This is a genomic window from Paraburkholderia elongata, from assembly GCF_013177735.1.
GTDB classification, from domain to species: domain Bacteria; phylum Pseudomonadota; class Gammaproteobacteria; order Burkholderiales; family Burkholderiaceae; genus Paraburkholderia; species Paraburkholderia elongata.
This window is the reverse complement of sequence record NZ_WOEZ01000260.1, coordinates 50,214-64,767: the sequence shown is the minus strand read 5'-3', so window position 1 is coordinate 64,767 and position 14,554 is coordinate 50,214. Positions and strand designations below refer to the sequence as shown.

15 protein-coding genes are annotated in these 14,554 nt (G+C 59.7%); 4 read left to right on the top strand and 11 right to left on the bottom strand.

Annotated elements, in window-relative coordinates:
- Nucleotides 1-597: 597 nt before the first annotated feature.
- The 4 genes from GNZ13_RS43925 to GNZ13_RS43910 all read right to left on the bottom strand — a co-directional run bounded on the left by GNZ13_RS43925 (nt 598) and on the right by GNZ13_RS43910 (nt 2,769).
- Nucleotides 598-978: a DsrE family protein gene (locus tag GNZ13_RS43925; RefSeq protein ID WP_172176801.1), complete on the bottom strand. Its 381-nt coding sequence runs from the start codon at nt 976-978 to the stop codon at nt 598-600.
- A gap of 10 nt (nt 979-988) precedes the next feature.
- A complete protein-coding gene (locus tag GNZ13_RS43920; protein WP_172176799.1) occupies nt 989-1,402 on the bottom strand; it encodes a DsrE/DsrF/TusD sulfur relay family protein in 414 nt (137 codons plus the stop codon).
- A 15-nt stretch (nt 1,403-1,417) separates the two neighbouring features.
- Nucleotides 1,418-1,744, bottom strand: a complete 327-nt coding sequence (locus GNZ13_RS43915) for a sulfur reduction protein DsrE (protein WP_172176797.1) — start codon at nt 1,742-1,744, stop codon at nt 1,418-1,420.
- A gap of 398 nt (nt 1,745-2,142) precedes the next feature.
- Entirely contained in the window at nt 2,143-2,769 is a 627-nt protein-coding gene (locus tag GNZ13_RS43910) for a tyrosine-type recombinase/integrase (protein ID WP_172176795.1), read from the bottom strand.
- 415 nt (nt 2,770-3,184) lie between these two features.
- Here GNZ13_RS43910 and GNZ13_RS43905 point away from each other — a divergent pair, with 415 nt between their 5' ends.
- On the top strand, nt 3,185-5,110 hold the full coding sequence (locus tag GNZ13_RS43905; RefSeq protein WP_236002446.1) for a YncE family protein: 1,926 nt from the start codon (nt 3,185-3,187) through the stop codon (nt 5,108-5,110).
- A gap of 605 nt (nt 5,111-5,715) precedes the next feature.
- On the opposite strand, the gene GNZ13_RS43900 is transcribed toward GNZ13_RS43905, so the two are convergent.
- The 3 genes from GNZ13_RS43900 to GNZ13_RS43890 all read right to left on the bottom strand — a co-directional run bounded on the left by GNZ13_RS43900 (nt 5,716) and on the right by GNZ13_RS43890 (nt 7,368).
- The gene (locus GNZ13_RS43900; protein WP_172176792.1) at nt 5,716-6,102 is read right to left on the bottom strand and encodes a phage protein NinX family protein; all 387 of its coding nucleotides are present in this window, start codon (nt 6,100-6,102) and stop codon (nt 5,716-5,718) included.
- 139 nt (nt 6,103-6,241) lie between these two features.
- Nucleotides 6,242-7,162 (bottom strand): NADPH:quinone reductase, encoded by a 921-nt coding sequence (locus GNZ13_RS43895; protein WP_236002451.1) that lies wholly within the window; start codon nt 7,160-7,162, stop codon nt 6,242-6,244.
- A gap of 11 nt (nt 7,163-7,173) precedes the next feature.
- Nucleotides 7,174-7,368 (bottom strand): hypothetical protein, encoded by a 195-nt coding sequence (locus GNZ13_RS43890; RefSeq protein WP_172176689.1) that lies wholly within the window; start codon nt 7,366-7,368, stop codon nt 7,174-7,176.
- Nucleotides 7,369-7,610: 242 nt separating this feature from the next.
- Between GNZ13_RS43890 and GNZ13_RS43885 the strand changes: the two genes are divergently transcribed.
- Nucleotides 7,611-8,243, top strand: a complete 633-nt coding sequence (locus GNZ13_RS43885; RefSeq protein WP_172176788.1) for a malonic semialdehyde reductase — start codon at nt 7,611-7,613, stop codon at nt 8,241-8,243.
- An 815-nt stretch (nt 8,244-9,058) separates the two neighbouring features.
- Here GNZ13_RS43885 and GNZ13_RS43875 read toward each other — a convergent pair.
- Nucleotides 9,059-9,256: a hypothetical protein gene (locus GNZ13_RS43875; protein WP_172176811.1), complete on the bottom strand. Its 198-nt coding sequence runs from the start codon at nt 9,254-9,256 to the stop codon at nt 9,059-9,061.
- A 269-nt stretch (nt 9,257-9,525) separates the two neighbouring features.
- On the bottom strand, nt 9,526-10,452 hold the full coding sequence (locus tag GNZ13_RS43870; protein ID WP_172176784.1) for a LysR substrate-binding domain-containing protein: 927 nt from the start codon (nt 10,450-10,452) through the stop codon (nt 9,526-9,528).
- Nucleotides 10,453-10,542: 90 nt separating this feature from the next.
- On the opposite strand from GNZ13_RS43870, the gene GNZ13_RS43865 reads away from it, so the two are divergent.
- Together GNZ13_RS43865 and GNZ13_RS43860 are read left to right on the top strand one after the other, a co-directional pair.
- A complete protein-coding gene (locus GNZ13_RS43865) occupies nt 10,543-11,385 on the top strand; it encodes a class II aldolase/adducin family protein (protein ID WP_172176782.1) in 843 nt (280 codons plus the stop codon).
- A 70-nt stretch (nt 11,386-11,455) separates the two neighbouring features.
- Entirely contained in the window at nt 11,456-12,778 is a 1,323-nt protein-coding gene (locus GNZ13_RS43860; protein ID WP_172176780.1) for an MFS transporter, read from the top strand.
- 56 nt (nt 12,779-12,834) lie between these two features.
- Here GNZ13_RS43860 and GNZ13_RS43855 read toward each other — a convergent pair whose 3' ends face one another.
- Both GNZ13_RS43855 and GNZ13_RS43850 read right to left on the bottom strand, forming a co-directional pair.
- Nucleotides 12,835-13,476, bottom strand: coding sequence for an MAPEG family protein (locus GNZ13_RS43855; RefSeq protein WP_172176778.1), 642 nt, complete (start codon nt 13,474-13,476; stop codon nt 12,835-12,837).
- Nucleotides 13,477-13,586: 110 nt separating this feature from the next.
- The gene (locus tag GNZ13_RS43850) at nt 13,587-14,522 is read right to left on the bottom strand and encodes a LysR family transcriptional regulator (protein WP_172176809.1); all 936 of its coding nucleotides are present in this window, start codon (nt 14,520-14,522) and stop codon (nt 13,587-13,589) included.
- Between the last annotated feature and the right edge of the window lie 32 nt (nt 14,523-14,554).

Sequence of the window (14,554 nt, the reverse complement as noted above, 5' to 3'; positions counted from 1 at the left end):
TGAACAACCCGCGAAGATCCTACGCGACAGCACCTGATGCTGACTCGCGGCCATAGAGCGCGGAAGGTTCACCATACGGAGCCCTGTAATGTGGTAGCCAACCCACGGATATCAGAGTGATCCACCGTCGACGTTACAGGCTGCGCCGCCCTGAGGAGATTCGCCGACAGAAAGTGCCGAGGGGGAGACCCACAGACAAAAACGGCTTGCAGAGAAAGGGGAGGTCAGCGAGGCGAAACGGCTTGTGGTTCTTGACCAGCGTTTAGCACTTGACAAGGAGGAAGTCATATCAGGATCTACCGCGCGAGCGGTTTCGTCCGTCGACCCTTATGAGCCGCTCAGTCAAACTTCGCGACCGTCCGCTCCTCGATCGACAGGCGACGATCGGGGATGACACGGCAACTTTCCGCCCAGCCACTTTGTAGCCTTTCGGGACATTCCGAAGCAATGGGATGACGCGCATCCGTCAAGCGATCAGCACTGAGCAGGACACCGGGAAGCAAGCGGGGGCGCTGTCAACGGGGCGCCCCGTAACTGTTGCCAGCCAAGCGTAACCATTCGCACATGGTCGGCCGAATGTGGTACAGCCTTGATCCATTACCAGTGCCAGACCTGATCAAAGCGGTCGAACAGAGCGGGAATCTCGGCCCGCCCCAGTGCCGTCAAGCCGCCAATGACGTCTTCCTGTGACAATCCACAGTCGCCCATGTCCTCGGTGACCGCATACACGGCGACGCCGGCGCCGATCATTTTTTCCAGATCCTTGTCGAGCGCCGGCGGATGGGAATGCCGGCGCGCGCCGAACGCGAGGCCTGTGGCATCCTGGCCGCGCACGCCATAGTTCACGGCGTTGCCGCGCAGCAGCAGGCTGATGTCCGCGCCGGCGTTTTTCAGCACATGGTTCAACCACAGGATGGTGTCATCCTGTTCTTCAAGCGTAGCCCGGTACGCTGTCTCAACAATGCTCAGGATTTTCATGGCGCGACTCCTATTTCGTCGGGATTACGAGCACGGCGTCACTCTGGGTCACGGACTCAAGAAAATCTTTAGGGCTGCCGCGGCGCGGACCCTCAATCCAGTCGCCTGCACCGCGTTCGTCCACACATAGGCCGCAGTTGATCCAATCGAGCTTGACACCTTCCTGGCCAGCGAGTTGAAACAGGGCTGCAACCCAGTCCCTGGTGGTCGGGTGATCCTCTTCCTCCACAGATGTGCCCTTGACCGGATTGGCATGCGGGGCCTGCGCCTTCATCGTCAGATTGACTGCCCCTTCGTAGGCGAACACCGTCACGTCGTGGCCTCGACGCAGTGCCGCATCGACAATGCGTAGCGCCGTGGTGCTAGCTGCCTTCTCATACGGGGGATCCATCAGTGCCAGCGTCAATTTCTTACCGGTAGCCATCACGTTCTCCTTGCTTCAATGCCAAATGGCCTTGGTGCCTGCCACAAACAGGACATCCACAAGTTGGTCGATGTCTGCCTTCTGGACACCTTCCGTCAACCTCCCGATCGCCCGTTCACGAAGGGAGAATTCATCAGCAAGAACAGTGATGCCGCTGCGCGTCAGCTCCGCGTACCGCTCGCTGAATTTCGCACCCGGGCGAGTGGAAAGCACGCCGTTTTGAACTAGGAAAAGCGTGACCGCGTTGTTCCTCTGGCGTAGACCCTTGACCAGTTCACCGATCTGTTGGGTATCCCCAGTACCATACGGATCGCGCGATTCTACGAACAGGTAATTTGCCATATCAGCCTCCTGGCGGCCTGCCGCCCGAAGAAGCGGTTCCCACCAAAGCGTTGCCCCTGTATCGCGCCCGTCGCAACGCGCGCCGACTGACCGTGCAGCAGGTGGGCCGCGCACAGCCTATGCGTTGGGTATAGCAGAACGGAGAAACAGTCCAAATAACTAAGTGTCATATCGTGTGCACATGTCGGTTATTATCGGGCGCCTCGTTCGACGGACTACAGTCGGCCGGAACTCGGACCTGTCGCGAACTTCCGGAACGGCTCGCTGGACCATTGAAGTGCCGGTCGAGAAATTCCTGACCGGCCGGTTTTGGTCTGTAAACGCCCAATCGACCGATCTCAAGCGACCGTCGCCTCCTGGCCGGACAGCGCCCGACCACCGCCCGGTAAGTCTTCAGTTCAAACCTCAGTTTGTTCGGCCATCTCAAGCGCATCGTCTACCTCAATGCCGAGATATCGAACTGTGCTTTCAAGTTTGGAATGGCCAAGTAGCAACTGTACCGCCCGCAGGTTTTTTGTGCGCCGGTAGATCAGCGATGCCTTAGTCCGGCGCATTGTATGGGTTCCATACGCCGTGTCGTCGAGACCAATCGACGCGATCCAGCGATGCACGAGGCGTGCGTATTGGCGTGTTGAAAGGTGTGGCGATCCGTGAATCCGGCTCGGGAACAAAAAGTCCGACTGCGACAGTCTAGCTGTCCTGATCCACGCTTCTGCGCTATCCCGAGTCTGCTCGGTGATCTCGAACTGGACGGGACGCTGAGTTTTCTGCTGCATGACCGTTGCCCGTGACGCAACGTGGTGGCCGTGGCAAATATCACGCACTCGTAGTTTAGTCAGATCGCATGCTCTCAACTTGCTGTCGATGGCTAGGTTAAAAATCGCGAGATCACGCGTTCGCGCTGAAAGTTGCAGGCGAATCCGGATGGCCCAGATTTCCTTCAGTTTCAGTGGCGGCTTCTGGCCTGTGAACTTGCCCTTGTTCCACAGCACGCGGGCCGGGGTGTTGACCGTGGTCGCTTCCATGACACACTCCTTTCAAGTAAAGGGAGTGCAAGTCTGCGCCGACGACCGGTGGGCGCTGTTCGACCCACTTCGGCCCGTCAGTCCAGCCGATCTCAACGGCGGCGTCCAAAGGTGGATCGGTCGTTCGTTGACCCGCATGCCCAGGTGCGGCAGCCGGTTAATGTGACGGTGCCATGAAAATGCCAACGTACGCAATCGCACACTTCTGCTCGGTTTGGTCTTCGGGCTTCGCGCCCAGAGCACTATTTTTCAGAAGCACGTCCCTCGACTGACAAAACCGGCGCGGGACGTGCCGGCCTGTGCGGCCCGCCGATTTGATTGCGCCGGACCGCATCCTTACTTGCCAGCCACCTCATTGCAGCCATCCGGTCTCCTGATGGCGGCCGTTGCACGTGTTGCAAATTGGGGGTACGTCATGAAACGAATTTGTGCCGCATTCCTTGCGGTAATGCTGAGCGCTACGATCGCGTCAGAATGTCAGGGCCAGTACACGACTGACTGGATAGCGAATACGTTTGGGACTAACGTCACTCACGTAGGTAACGCCGCGCGTTCGATGTGGGTTGCGCCAGAAGGCACCATTTACACCGCTTCCATGTGGGACGAGAACGAGGGCGGCATTGCGATCTACAAGAGTGGTTTGAACGCCGGCAGCCTTGGCGCGCATGGTGAACCACAAGGCAGTGCCATCACCGGCAATGCCACCAAGCTCTGGGCACCGCGCCAGTGGGGACGCGTGAACGGGGTCTACTCGAGCGGCCTGGTGATCAGATACGACCGGGTGACGGGGGCGTTTGACCAGAACATCCAGGTCTCGTGCGACACCACCGAGCGGCGCGCCGATGTGATCACCGGTATCGCCACCTGGTCCCACTTCTGGATGGCGAGCGACAACCCGTGCGCGCGCATGCGACTTTACGACATCAATGGCACCTGGCTGCGTGACATTGCCGTGACTGACCCCGGCGCACTAGCGTTCGACCGCAATGGCAACATCCTCGTCGCCCAGGAGGCAGAGGGCACCGTCCTTCAGGTCAGCCAGACCGGCACGATCCTGCATACGCTCACCCTGCCCGCTGGCGAAGTCCCGCATGCGCTCTACTTCGACCCAACCACGCAGTATCTTTGGATCGGCGACGCAGGACCGGACCAGAACGCGAAGATCTACGACACGCGCACGTGGACACTGAAAAGCACGTTCGGGGTGAAGGGTGGCTATCTGGATACAACGACTGGTACGAAAGGGCAGGTGGGGAGTCTGCGCTTCGCGCGCATCGACGGCATCGGCAAAGACTCGGCCGGCAACCTCTACATCCTTTCCCAGCCGTGGGGAGGCTCATGGGACCATGGCCGCACAGGAGGCACAGACCTCTACGCATACAGCCCGACAGGCAAGCTCCTCTACAACCTGCGTGCACTGAATTTCGAGGCGATAGCCGCCCCCGATCCGGCGACTGACGCAACCCTGTTCTATTCCGGCGTGAACATCTATTCAGGCACAGGTAGTGCGGACTGGAAGTTTGTCGCCAACACCGTTGACCCGTTCACGTATCCGTCCGACCCCCGCCTCGACGTGACTTACCGGGGTCGCGGCCTGCACTTCGGCATGATTGCGAGCGCAGGAACGAACAGGGTGCTGGTCGCCACTGACCAGAACCCCGACGGCTTCTACTTCTTCCACTTTGACGCCGCCCAGGGCTACACTGCCGTCCCGGATGGGGTATTGCCGGGCACGCTATTCAATGCCACTGCGCTGGTTCGCAACGGCTTCTGCCTCGACAGCAGGGGCGACGTGTGGGCCGGGCTCGACAAGACGAACCGGATCTGGCACTGGCCGCTGACCGGGTTCGATGCGAACGGCAAGCCGTCATGGGGAGCGCCCGTAACCGTGCCGGTTCCTGCATCGATCGGTGACCTGAGCCGCATCATCTACCTGCCCGAAAGCGACACGATGATTCTCGGGCAGCGGATCACGGGCAGCACGGACTGGACCGGCATCGGAACCCGCGTAGAGGTCTACCACGGGTGGCTCGCCGGCAACACAACCAACCCGAACCCGGTTATCACGCTCACCAGCGCCAATCCGAAGTCCCTCACTGCTGCTGGCAACTACCTGTTCGTTGGCTACGTCCACACCGTGCCCAACATCGATGCCTTCAACCTGACGACGGGCAGGTTGGACAATACGTTCATCAACAGCAACCCCAGCAATGTGTACGTCGGCAATGACGTGGATTCGATGTACGGTCTTAGATCGTACCTTCGATCGACCGGGGAGTACGTGGTCACGAAGGACAACTACAACGGCTCCAGCATCGTTGTTTATCGTTGGACTCCGTGATCACCCGTGCCCGTCGCGCCTACTCCACCGGCCTCAGACCAGCAATCTGGCAAATCGCAGCGCGCAGACAACCACGCGCCGCCAATGGATCGTTGACCGATGAACGGAGAAACTCGCAGTGGAATCACGTCCGTCACATGTCAGGTTACAAGCGGACCTTCGGGACATTCGTTCGAGCGGCAGAAACTGGCCGAACCCGGTCCGATGGCGAACTTCCGTAATCGACATACTTCTGCTGGTGGACGCATCATTGTGTGAAGTGTCGCTTTCTCAGTAATGGTGCCGTTGGCTATCGCGGCGCTGTTCGTTTTCGCCTACTTCGTTGACCGCCGACACGGGCACTTTAGGCGGCCTCAGTTCCCGCCAAGGGGCTCGACGCAATCTTCGGGGTGCCCGTTTGCCTGGCCGGCTTTTCATCATCACCTCCCGTCGCCCGAACGCAGAAAAATCGTGCTACACGAAGGACGGCGTGACAATCGTGCGCGTGCCGACGGGGTAGGCCAGCTCCCTCGATCGCAACATGCCGATCGAGATCCGGCTGCGGTTGTTCAGTGACGGGTACGCAAGCACCAAGGCGGCTCTGGAGAAGATTGTGGCGGGGCAGACTATTCCGGCTTAGTCCCGGTCGTCGCCTCGTCAGGCACTTCCTCGCCGAACTTGTCTGCAACGTAGGCACGCATGGCGGCGATCAGCGGCGTTTTTCCATAGAAGCAAAAACCAGCCGGTGTGGATGCTGCGTAACCGCCGTGGTGCAGTGTGCCGACATTTGTGTTGACGCGGGGTAGGCAGTAGTCTTCACGCTCGATGATCGGGCCGCCAACGGCCCAATCGCTCGCAGGAGAGAACGCTGTGTCTAAAGCGCCCGCTGGGTCACCATCGCAAGCAGGCTCTTCCACCCAACATAGCCCATCGTCGATATGCGGATGAAGTAGATCTTCGGCTCGCGCTACCCAGTAGTCCAATAGGACTCCCTCCAGCTCAGCAACCTTCATAGTCCCTCCTAGCCTGCCTTCCGGCGGCGCAGCCTTCGTTGCCCTTGCCTGGCGGCGGGGCTCCGCAATGCCGGCTGCGGAACAAGGACCTCGGGAAAGATCAAAGCGTGCTCGACATCGTGCTGTTGCTGAGATCGGGTCAAGGTAGGTCTAATACAACGTTGCCTATCAGGCTTCCAGCTTCGACAGCTTCATGCGCTGCAGCAATGTCGTCCAAGGGAAAACGTGCCCCGATCGTGTGCTGTAGCTTCCCCTCCTCCAGTAGCTTCGTGAGGCCGTCAGTCGCCCTTTGCCTGTCTACTCGATCAAGGTCGTACACGACAAAGAAGCGCAGGCTAATTGAGCCAAAAAGAAGGTCGCGAAACGGCACTGCTGTTTCGCCGGGGGCATTAGAACCGTAGCAGATGATTGTTCCATGAGGCGCAAGAACTCCGAAGGGAAGCCATTTGATCGTCGTTGAGAAATCCATGTCGACGATCGCATGAACGCCGAGCCCCTTGGTGATTGCCTTGACCCTTTCAGGAACGTTCTCTTCCTTGTAGTAGATCGTCTCAGAGGTGCCAGCATCCACTGCATGTCGTGCCTTCTCTACGGACCCTACGGTTCCTATCACCTTGGCGCCGCCCATGGCGGCAAACTGAGTGGCATAGTGTCCCACAGCGGAAGACGCACCAACGACCAGCACGGTTTTTCCGGTGATGTCGCCTAACATATGAATCGCCTGAAAGGCCGTCGTGGCAGGAATGCCGAGGCAGGCTGCCGCAGCAAAATCTACTGCGGCCGGCAATTCCACGGCCTGCAATTCAGGCAGTACGACATACTGGGCGGCAGTGCCCATTGGGCGCTGCCATTGACCGTTCCAGACCCAGACCCGTTCCCCTATTCGGTCGGGATTCACGCCTTCACCAACCATATCAATGACGCCAGCGCCGTCACTGTGTGGCACGATACGCTCACTGGCTAGCGGTCGATTACGCCTCGACTTGACATCAGACGGATTTACTCCCGAGCAGGCTATTCGGACACGAACTTCACCTCTCCCAGGTTCTGGAATCGGCATCTCACCAACCATCAGAACCTCCCGAGCCTCCCCGTTTCTTGAGTACCAGGCTGCGCGCATAGCATCCTCACTTGAAGTTGCAAAGTAGTCGGCTGGTCAGCCAACTCCGAAATATATGGAAGTATAGGGAAGAAAGTGAGCTCGCCGCCGGTGTTGCCTGCCTCGAAGTCCGCCTTGAATGCGTCGAGCTTGTCTTGCAGTGACATGATGGTTCTCCCGACTTGGTTTGGGGGCGCTCCCCGGAGCGTCACCGGTACCCGCCCGCGCAAATTTTTCCATGAACGACGCGTGGTACGTCTATAACACCCAAACGGGGCTGCGCTCAGATCATCGATGACCTGCTGCGTGATGTTCACGAAACGCTTGGACGGCATACCGCCCTCCAAGATTTCGTGGTTGTTGATGCAAGAAGGCAACTTGCAACGTCCGTTTCCGTTGGGAGGCAAATATGGACAAACGAGTGAATGAAGAAGGGATGGATCTGCTGTTCCGTCAGGCTCGAACCCACAACAGCTGGCTGCCTAAACCGGTCAGTGATGACACATTGCGCGAACTCTACGAGCTGATGAAGTGGTGTCCAACGAGCGCAAACTGCAGCCCAGCACGTATTCTGTTTCTGCGCACTCAGGAAGCGAAGCAACGACTTCTACCGGCATTGGCACCAGGCAATATCGACAAGACGATGAGCGCACCGGTGACTGCCATCATCGCTTATGACGGCAAGTTCTATGACAAGCTGCCTAAACTCTTCCCGCACGCAGATGCGCGAGCCTGGTTCGCCGACACACCGGAACTGGCCGAGGTCACGGCACGGCGCAATAGCTCGCTACAAGGGGCTTATTTCATCCTGGCTGCCCGCTCGCTCGGACTGGATTGTGGTCCGATGTCCGGGTTCGATCATGCAAAAGTTGACCATGAATTTTTTCCTGCGAGCGCACAGGAGGGCACCTTCCAGCAGGAGTACTTTCCCGACAGCCACATCAAGTCGAATTTCCTCTGCAATCTGGGCTATGGTGATCCGGCAGGGCTGTTCCCGCGCAGCCCACGCCTAGATTTTGACGAGGCCTGCAAATTGCTCTGACCACCAGGAACCCTGCTTCGCGGGCCTGATCTCCCTCGCCTAGGTGCAAACGGCTCACATGCCGGTGGATCAGCATGTGGGCCCAATTGCATGGCCACTGCAAAGAAGACGTTCCGGTCCGGTGCGGGCATATCCATACGACCCGACACAAACATGGGTGCATGCGACCGAGACCGACGCTCACGGATGCCGGCCGTGCATGGCCAATCGTGCCGCCGAGCCCCAAAACGCCATGCCCACCGACCGCGGCGCCCGATGCCCCCAACGAATAAGTCCTATCTCCACCACCTGTCTAAAGCCATGGCATTTCCGGCGATCGCAGCCGTGTCCTGCAAAGCCGATCGCTGCTGACGCTCGATTTGGCCATCAACTCTGGTTTGAAGCGGATTCCTTTGCTGCAGATGGCAACGGCTGCCCTGACGCTGATTCGAACAAGTCGAAGTGACCTTTCAGTGAAGGGCGGTTTTGCGGCGCCATCACCCACAGAATGTCGGCTTTCGAGAGGATCGAGAACCGCTCGCCTCAATACTCAAGACTACCAGGTTTGATTTTGCGTCAGGGGCGACGCGTGGCGATCGAGGTTTCGCAAGAGATTCGCGCGGTATCGCTCGCAGCGATAGTGGTCCAAAACGGCAACCGCAGCGATGGCCATCGCGCTTGTGCCGATTGCAATTCCTATCCATTTCAGGTTCAAGATTGTCTCCAGCAACGTCAAATCCGAGGCATGAGCAGCTTCCGCTCAACGTGACAGAAGGGAACAGGTCTTCACGAGATCGCTCCGTTCAACGACGTGCATTTCAGATGCTGCGTATCGATCAGAATAGCCGCGCGATTGACCGCAAAATGGCATCGCCAAGTGGCGTGACGTTGGGAAGAGGGAACCCGGCTGCGGGACGCTCCACCGTCACCAGTTCGAGATCCAGTAGTGCGTGAAGCTCGGCTCGGCCGGGATCGATCCGGCCGGGCGCATCCTTGACCAGCATCAGCGTTGCAATTTCATGTGGGCTCAACATCACATTTGCCGTCGATGGACCTGCGATTACTTCAGACATCCTTGCTCCGTGAAAACGCGCTTGGCGCAGCGCAGCAAGATAGTCGCGTCTACGCGACGCGCTGACAAACGATCGTTGTTCATTAAAACGTGAATCAGATTCATCTGGCGGGGGACGGTTCGCGCGACCGCAGCCTTCCACGCTGGCGTCGCAGGAACCCATCTGACTCCATTTCACCTCAGCCATTGGGCGAAGGCGCTTGCGGGTTGATTAACCTTCGTACAAGCGTCCTAGTCGTGCGCGTGGTCGCGCGCCTGGCCGAGTAGCCATTGGCGGAAGGCGGCCAGCCTGGGCTGATTGATTTCGGTCGTTCGGCATGACAGGAAGTGAGTCTCGCGTTCGAACCTGACGAAGCGGTCGCGCCCGATCTCCACCAGTTCTCCCCGGGCGAGTTCGCGCTCGGCCAGTCGGACGCTTTCCAGGACCAACCCCATGCCGTCGACGGCAGCCGAGATCGCAAGCGCCGCGCGGTCGAACGATGGCCGTGGTCGTTCGGGCATCGGCATCGCATTCGCTTCAAACCAGTCGCGCCAGGTCACGCGGCTGAGCGGACTATCGATCAGCGTCGCTTGCTGAACAAGTTGCTCTACTGTCGCCGCTCGTTCGAGCAGTGCGGGAGAGCACATCGGAACCAGTGGCTCGCGCCCCAGCGGCACCGTCACGACTCCCGGACGGTCCAGCGCGCTGCCGTAAGAGATGGTGACATCGATTTCTTGCGCACGATTCAGGTCCAGAGGCTCCGGACCAGTCGACAGGCGAAGCGTGATGTCCGGGTAATGCCGGGCGAAGTCCGATAGCCGGGGAGCCAGCCACTTCACTGCGAAACTTGGCGGGCAATGTACGGCGAGCACCTGTGCGTGAGGCGCGAGGGACACCTCGGCGCACGCCGACTCGAGCACATCGAAGACGCGACTCACACTGTCGAGCAAACGCAATGCCTCAGGGGTGGGTTCTATCCGTCGATTTCGTCTGATGAACAGCGGCCGCCCGAAATATTCCTCGAGCTCCTTGACCTGGTGGCTGATTGCCGACGGCGTCAGGCAGAGTTCACGCGCTGCGAGCGCAAAGCTGTGCAAACGCGCAGCGGCTTCGAAGGCGCGCAATAAGACGAAATTCGGCAATTTGCGCACCTGTGCACTCCAATAGGTGAATGACATTCAGGTTTCCATGAACATCCTTAGTTTGTCAACACCGATCCGGCAAGCGAACATGGCGCCACGATCACAACGCGCTTCAAGGAGGCGAGCATGTCGCAAGTCATTGAGACACCGGCGAAGACGATTGACCTGAAGGGACGCATGTCGATTTACCAGCCCGAGCAGGAAGGCCTGATCTTTCCCGAATTTCCATCGTTTTCCAATCATGCCGAGCATCGGCGGCACTTGAAAGAGCGGCTGGTCGGCGCTTGCCGGGCGTTCGCGCTGCAAGGGTTCGACTATGGCTTCGCGGGCCATCTGACGGTTCGCGATCCTGAGCATCCGGAGCTCTACTGGACCAACCCGATGGCCGTCCATTTCTCGCAGGTGAAGGTTTCGAATCTGATCCTCGCTGACCATGAGGGCCGTGTCGTCGAAGGGAAGTACGCGATCAATCGCGCGGGTTTCGTGCTGCATGCGGCGGTGCATGAGGCACATCCGGACATCGTCGCAATGTGTCATGCGCACACGGTCTACGGGACCGCGTTCGCTTCGCTCGGCAAGAAGCTCGATCCGATCAGCCAGGATGCCGCGGCGTTCTATGAGGATCATGTCGTGATCGGCGACGAGGCGGGGCAAGTGGCCGTCGAAGTGAAGGCAGGCCACAAGGTGGCGGATGCGTTCAAAGGCGTGAAGGCGGCCATTCATCAGAACCACGGGCTCCTGACCGCGAGCCGGCACAGCATCGAGTCCGCCGCGTTCTGGTTCATCGCGCTCGAGCGCTGCTGCCAGCAGCAGCTGATGATCGAAGCGACGGGCGCGAAGCCTCGGCTTGTGCCCGAAGACAAAGCGCGCTACAGCCGCGAGCACGTCGGCAGCGACTACATCGGCTGGCTGCATTTCCAGACCATCTGGGACCAGTTGGTCAACACGCAGCCCGACATGTTCGACTGATCCTTTTGCATAAGTCGCCTCGCATGCCGATCAAGGCGGGGCGACAACGAACACGAGACAGGAGGCACACATGAACCCGTCGAGGCCAGCGTTAGCGACGCCCCCCCGCTACGCGCCCGCCGATGAAGCGCAATCGGCACTCTATGCAAGGGTGACGTGGCGGCTCATTCCCTTGCTGTTTCTTTGCTATGTCGCCGCCTATCTCGACCGCGTGAATGTCGGCTTCGCGAAGCTGCAGATGCTGCAGGACCTCCACTTCAGCGAGACCGTCTATGGCCTCGGCGCGGGTATCTTTTTCATCGGCTACTTCATCTTCGAAGTGCCGAGCAACATCATCCTCCACAAGGTCGGCGCGCGGCTCTGGATCGTCCGTGTGATGATCACGTGGGCGGTGATCTCCGCGTGCATGATGTTCACGAAAACACCCACCGTCTTCTACATCCTGCGCTTTCTGCTCGGTCTCGCCGAAGCCGGACTGTTCCCGGGCGTGATTCTTTACCTGACGTACTGGTATCCGTCGGAGCGTCGCGGCAAGATCATTGCGCTGTTCATGACCGGCATTCCGATCTCGGGCGTGATTGGCGGGCCGCTTTCCGGATGGATCCTGCATTCGATGGGCGGTGTGTCCGGCTTGGCCGGTTGGCAATGGCTCTTCCTGATCGAAGCGATTCCTTCTTTCGTGCTGGGCGTGGTCGTCATCCTGATGCTCGACAGGGGCATCGAGCAGGCAAAATGGCTGACCGACGATGAGAAACGCACGCTTATCGCCAATGTCGCCGCGGATGCGAGCGGCACCACGTCGCATTCATTCAAGGACGGCTTCACCCGTCCGATGGTGTGGGCGCTGTGCGTCATTTATCTCTTCTTCATCATGGGCCTCTATGGTGTCAGCTTCTGGCTGCCGACCTTGATCAAAGGCTCTGGTGTGAAGGATCCGCTCACTATCGGCCTGCTTACCACGCTGCCCTATGCGGCCGCGGCGATATCGATGATCGTGGTCGGCCGCAGTTCCGACGCCCGGCGCGAGCGCCGCTGGCACGTCGCGGTGCCCGGCTTGATCGGCACCGCCGGGTGGGTCGTCGCCGTCGCGGCCGGCAGCAGCAATGTCACGCTCGCGATGATCGGCCTGACGGTTGCGACGATGGGCGTCATGACCACGCTGTGCCAGTTCTGGTGCCTGCCCACTGCGATTCTCGCCGGTGCGGCTGCGGCGACGGGCGTGGCGGTGGTGAATTCGTTCGGCAATCTGGCTGGGTTCGTCAGCCCCTACGTCATCGGCTGGATCATCGACAAGACGCATTCGACCGACCTCGGCGTGTATACGCTCGCCGCGTGTCTGACGATTGGTGGTCTGCTGGTTCTGGCGCTTCCAAAGCGACTGGTCAATCGTTGAGAAAGCGAACTGCTGACAAGCAGTGGGCCGGCCACGGTTATCCGACGGCAGTCGAATCAACCCTCTTTCACCGGCCGCGTCCCCCAAAACAACAACGCCTCGACCGCGAAAAATGCAACGAGCGGCACAATCGCTCCCACCGTCCCTGCGATCTCATGCCCAAACCGGCTCGTCACATAAAGCAGCACGATCATACTGATCGCCATGCCCGGCGCCCCGAGCCCGCGCATCGCAGCGCTGCGATGATAGCCGAGCCAGAACGCGAACCGTGCGACGATCCAGACCACGGTCGTCGCCACGACGGCGCGCATGGACGAGCCGTCGGGGCAATACGCGGCCAGGCCGAACAGCGACGCCGCAAACACGATGATTTGCTCCACCGTGTTCTGCAGGTATCGTTGATTGACGCGCAACCTGTGTGTCTCGAAGCCCGCCAGCGGATCGAACGCGGGCGAGGTCAATCGTTCGTGCGCCACGGCTTCGACGCCCGTCACCAGGCAGAACAGCACCGCAGCACAGCAGCATTTAAGCGTCAGCAGCATCCGCGCGCCGAGGCTGTCCATGCCGGGCAGGGGCGACATCAAAAGATCGATGCCGAGCCAGAGCCCCGAGGCAAGCAGCGAGGCGACCGCGATGCCGGCAATGCCGACGGTGCGCTGCCTGCGAAAGTCGGACGCGTGATGGGCCGGGTCGGTCATGGATTTTTCCTCGGAGCGTTTCGTACGGCGGCATCGGCCGGGGTTTGCTGGGCAGCGGTTGGACGCGTGGGAAATGAAAATGTTACTGGCTCGCGCCGAGTGGACCTGCGTTACGCTGGGGATGCGCATTGCCGCGCTGCGCTCCAATCTGCCGTGGTCAGCTTGGCGATGAAGAAGTCGGCCAAGGCGCTAACCTTTGCTGGTCGTGAGCGGGCAGTGGGTGTGACGAAATAAAGGCCGCCTTCGGGCAAGCGCCAGTCAGTCAAAATCGGTTCAAGCTTATTGTCGGAAAAGTACTGCGTCGCAACAAATTCAGGGAGTTCAGCGATGGCAAGTCCCGCGAGGACCGTGGGCAGCAAAGCTTCCACGCTCGATCCTCGCAACGCCCCGGTTGGGGTAACCGCGCATTCCTCGCCACTTTTGTGGGTAAAGCGCCAAACGTCGCGCTTACTCCTGTTCGTGTAGGTAAGACACTGGTGGGCGCCCAGATCTTGTGGGTGCTGCGGACGACCATAGCGAGCCAGGTAGGCGGGGGATGCCACGACAAACCGGCGCACGTGTGCAATGTGACGCGCGACGAGAGATGAGTCTTCCATGATGGCGATGCGCAGGGCGGCATCGAAGCCTTCCCCAATCAGATCGGCATGGGCATCCGTGAGATGAAGATCCACGGAAATATCCGGGTAGGTCCGGAAAAACTCGGGCAGCTGCGGGGCAACCCACCGAGCGCCAAAAGTGAGCGGCGCAGCGAGCTTGACGAGACCACGCGGTCGGCTTGAGGTCTCACGGGCGAAATCCTCGGCCTCCTCGGCGTCGGCATAGATTTTCGCCGCTCGTTCGGCGAGTGTGTGGCCATAGTCCGTGAGTGCAAGTCGTCGGGAGGTACGGTTGAACAGTCGGCCTCCCAGCCGCTCTTCAAGGCGGGTAACGGCCCGAGAGACCGTGGCGACCGAGACACCCATGGCCGTGGCCGCCGCGGCGAACGAACCTTCTTCGGCGACCTTCGCGAACATCGCGAGCCCTTCGAAATCCGGGAGCTTTGACATCGACAATCCTGCAACGATGGTTTTCATTCATT

Coding starts and splice junctions, on each gene's coding strand:
- GNZ13_RS43855 (WP_172176778.1), bottom strand. CDS start 13,476: ATGACCGACCCGGCCCATCACGCGTCCGACTTTCGCAGGCAGCGCACC.
- GNZ13_RS43925 (WP_172176801.1), bottom strand. CDS start 978: ATGAAAATCCTGAGCATTGTTGAGACAGCGTACCGGGCTACGCTTGAA.
- GNZ13_RS43870 (WP_172176784.1), bottom strand. CDS start 10,452: ATGTCATTCACCTATTGGAGTGCACAGGTGCGCAAATTGCCGAATTTC.
- GNZ13_RS43890 (WP_172176689.1), bottom strand. CDS start 7,368: ATGTCACTGCAAGACAAGCTCGACGCATTCAAGGCGGACTTCGAGGCA.
- GNZ13_RS43895 (WP_236002451.1), bottom strand. CDS start 7,162: ATGCCGATTCCAGAACCTGGGAGAGGTGAAGTTCGTGTCCGAATAGCC.
- GNZ13_RS43900 (WP_172176792.1), bottom strand. CDS start 6,102: ATGAAGGTTGCTGAGCTGGAGGGAGTCCTATTGGACTACTGGGTAGCG.
- GNZ13_RS43910 (WP_172176795.1), bottom strand. CDS start 2,769: ATGGAAGCGACCACGGTCAACACCCCGGCCCGCGTGCTGTGGAACAAG.
- GNZ13_RS43915 (WP_172176797.1), bottom strand. CDS start 1,744: ATGGCAAATTACCTGTTCGTAGAATCGCGCGATCCGTATGGTACTGGG.
- GNZ13_RS43905 (WP_236002446.1), top strand. CDS start 3,185: ATGAAACGAATTTGTGCCGCATTCCTTGCGGTAATGCTGAGCGCTACG.
- GNZ13_RS43860 (WP_172176780.1), top strand. CDS start 11,456: ATGAACCCGTCGAGGCCAGCGTTAGCGACGCCCCCCCGCTACGCGCCC.
- GNZ13_RS43850 (WP_172176809.1), bottom strand. CDS start 14,522: ATGTCAAAGCTCCCGGATTTCGAAGGGCTCGCGATGTTCGCGAAGGTC.
- GNZ13_RS43920 (WP_172176799.1), bottom strand. CDS start 1,402: ATGGCTACCGGTAAGAAATTGACGCTGGCACTGATGGATCCCCCGTAT.
- GNZ13_RS43865 (WP_172176782.1), top strand. CDS start 10,543: ATGTCGCAAGTCATTGAGACACCGGCGAAGACGATTGACCTGAAGGGA.
- GNZ13_RS43875 (WP_172176811.1), bottom strand. CDS start 9,256: ATGTTGAGCCCACATGAAATTGCAACGCTGATGCTGGTCAAGGATGCG.
- GNZ13_RS43885 (WP_172176788.1), top strand. CDS start 7,611: ATGGACAAACGAGTGAATGAAGAAGGGATGGATCTGCTGTTCCGTCAG.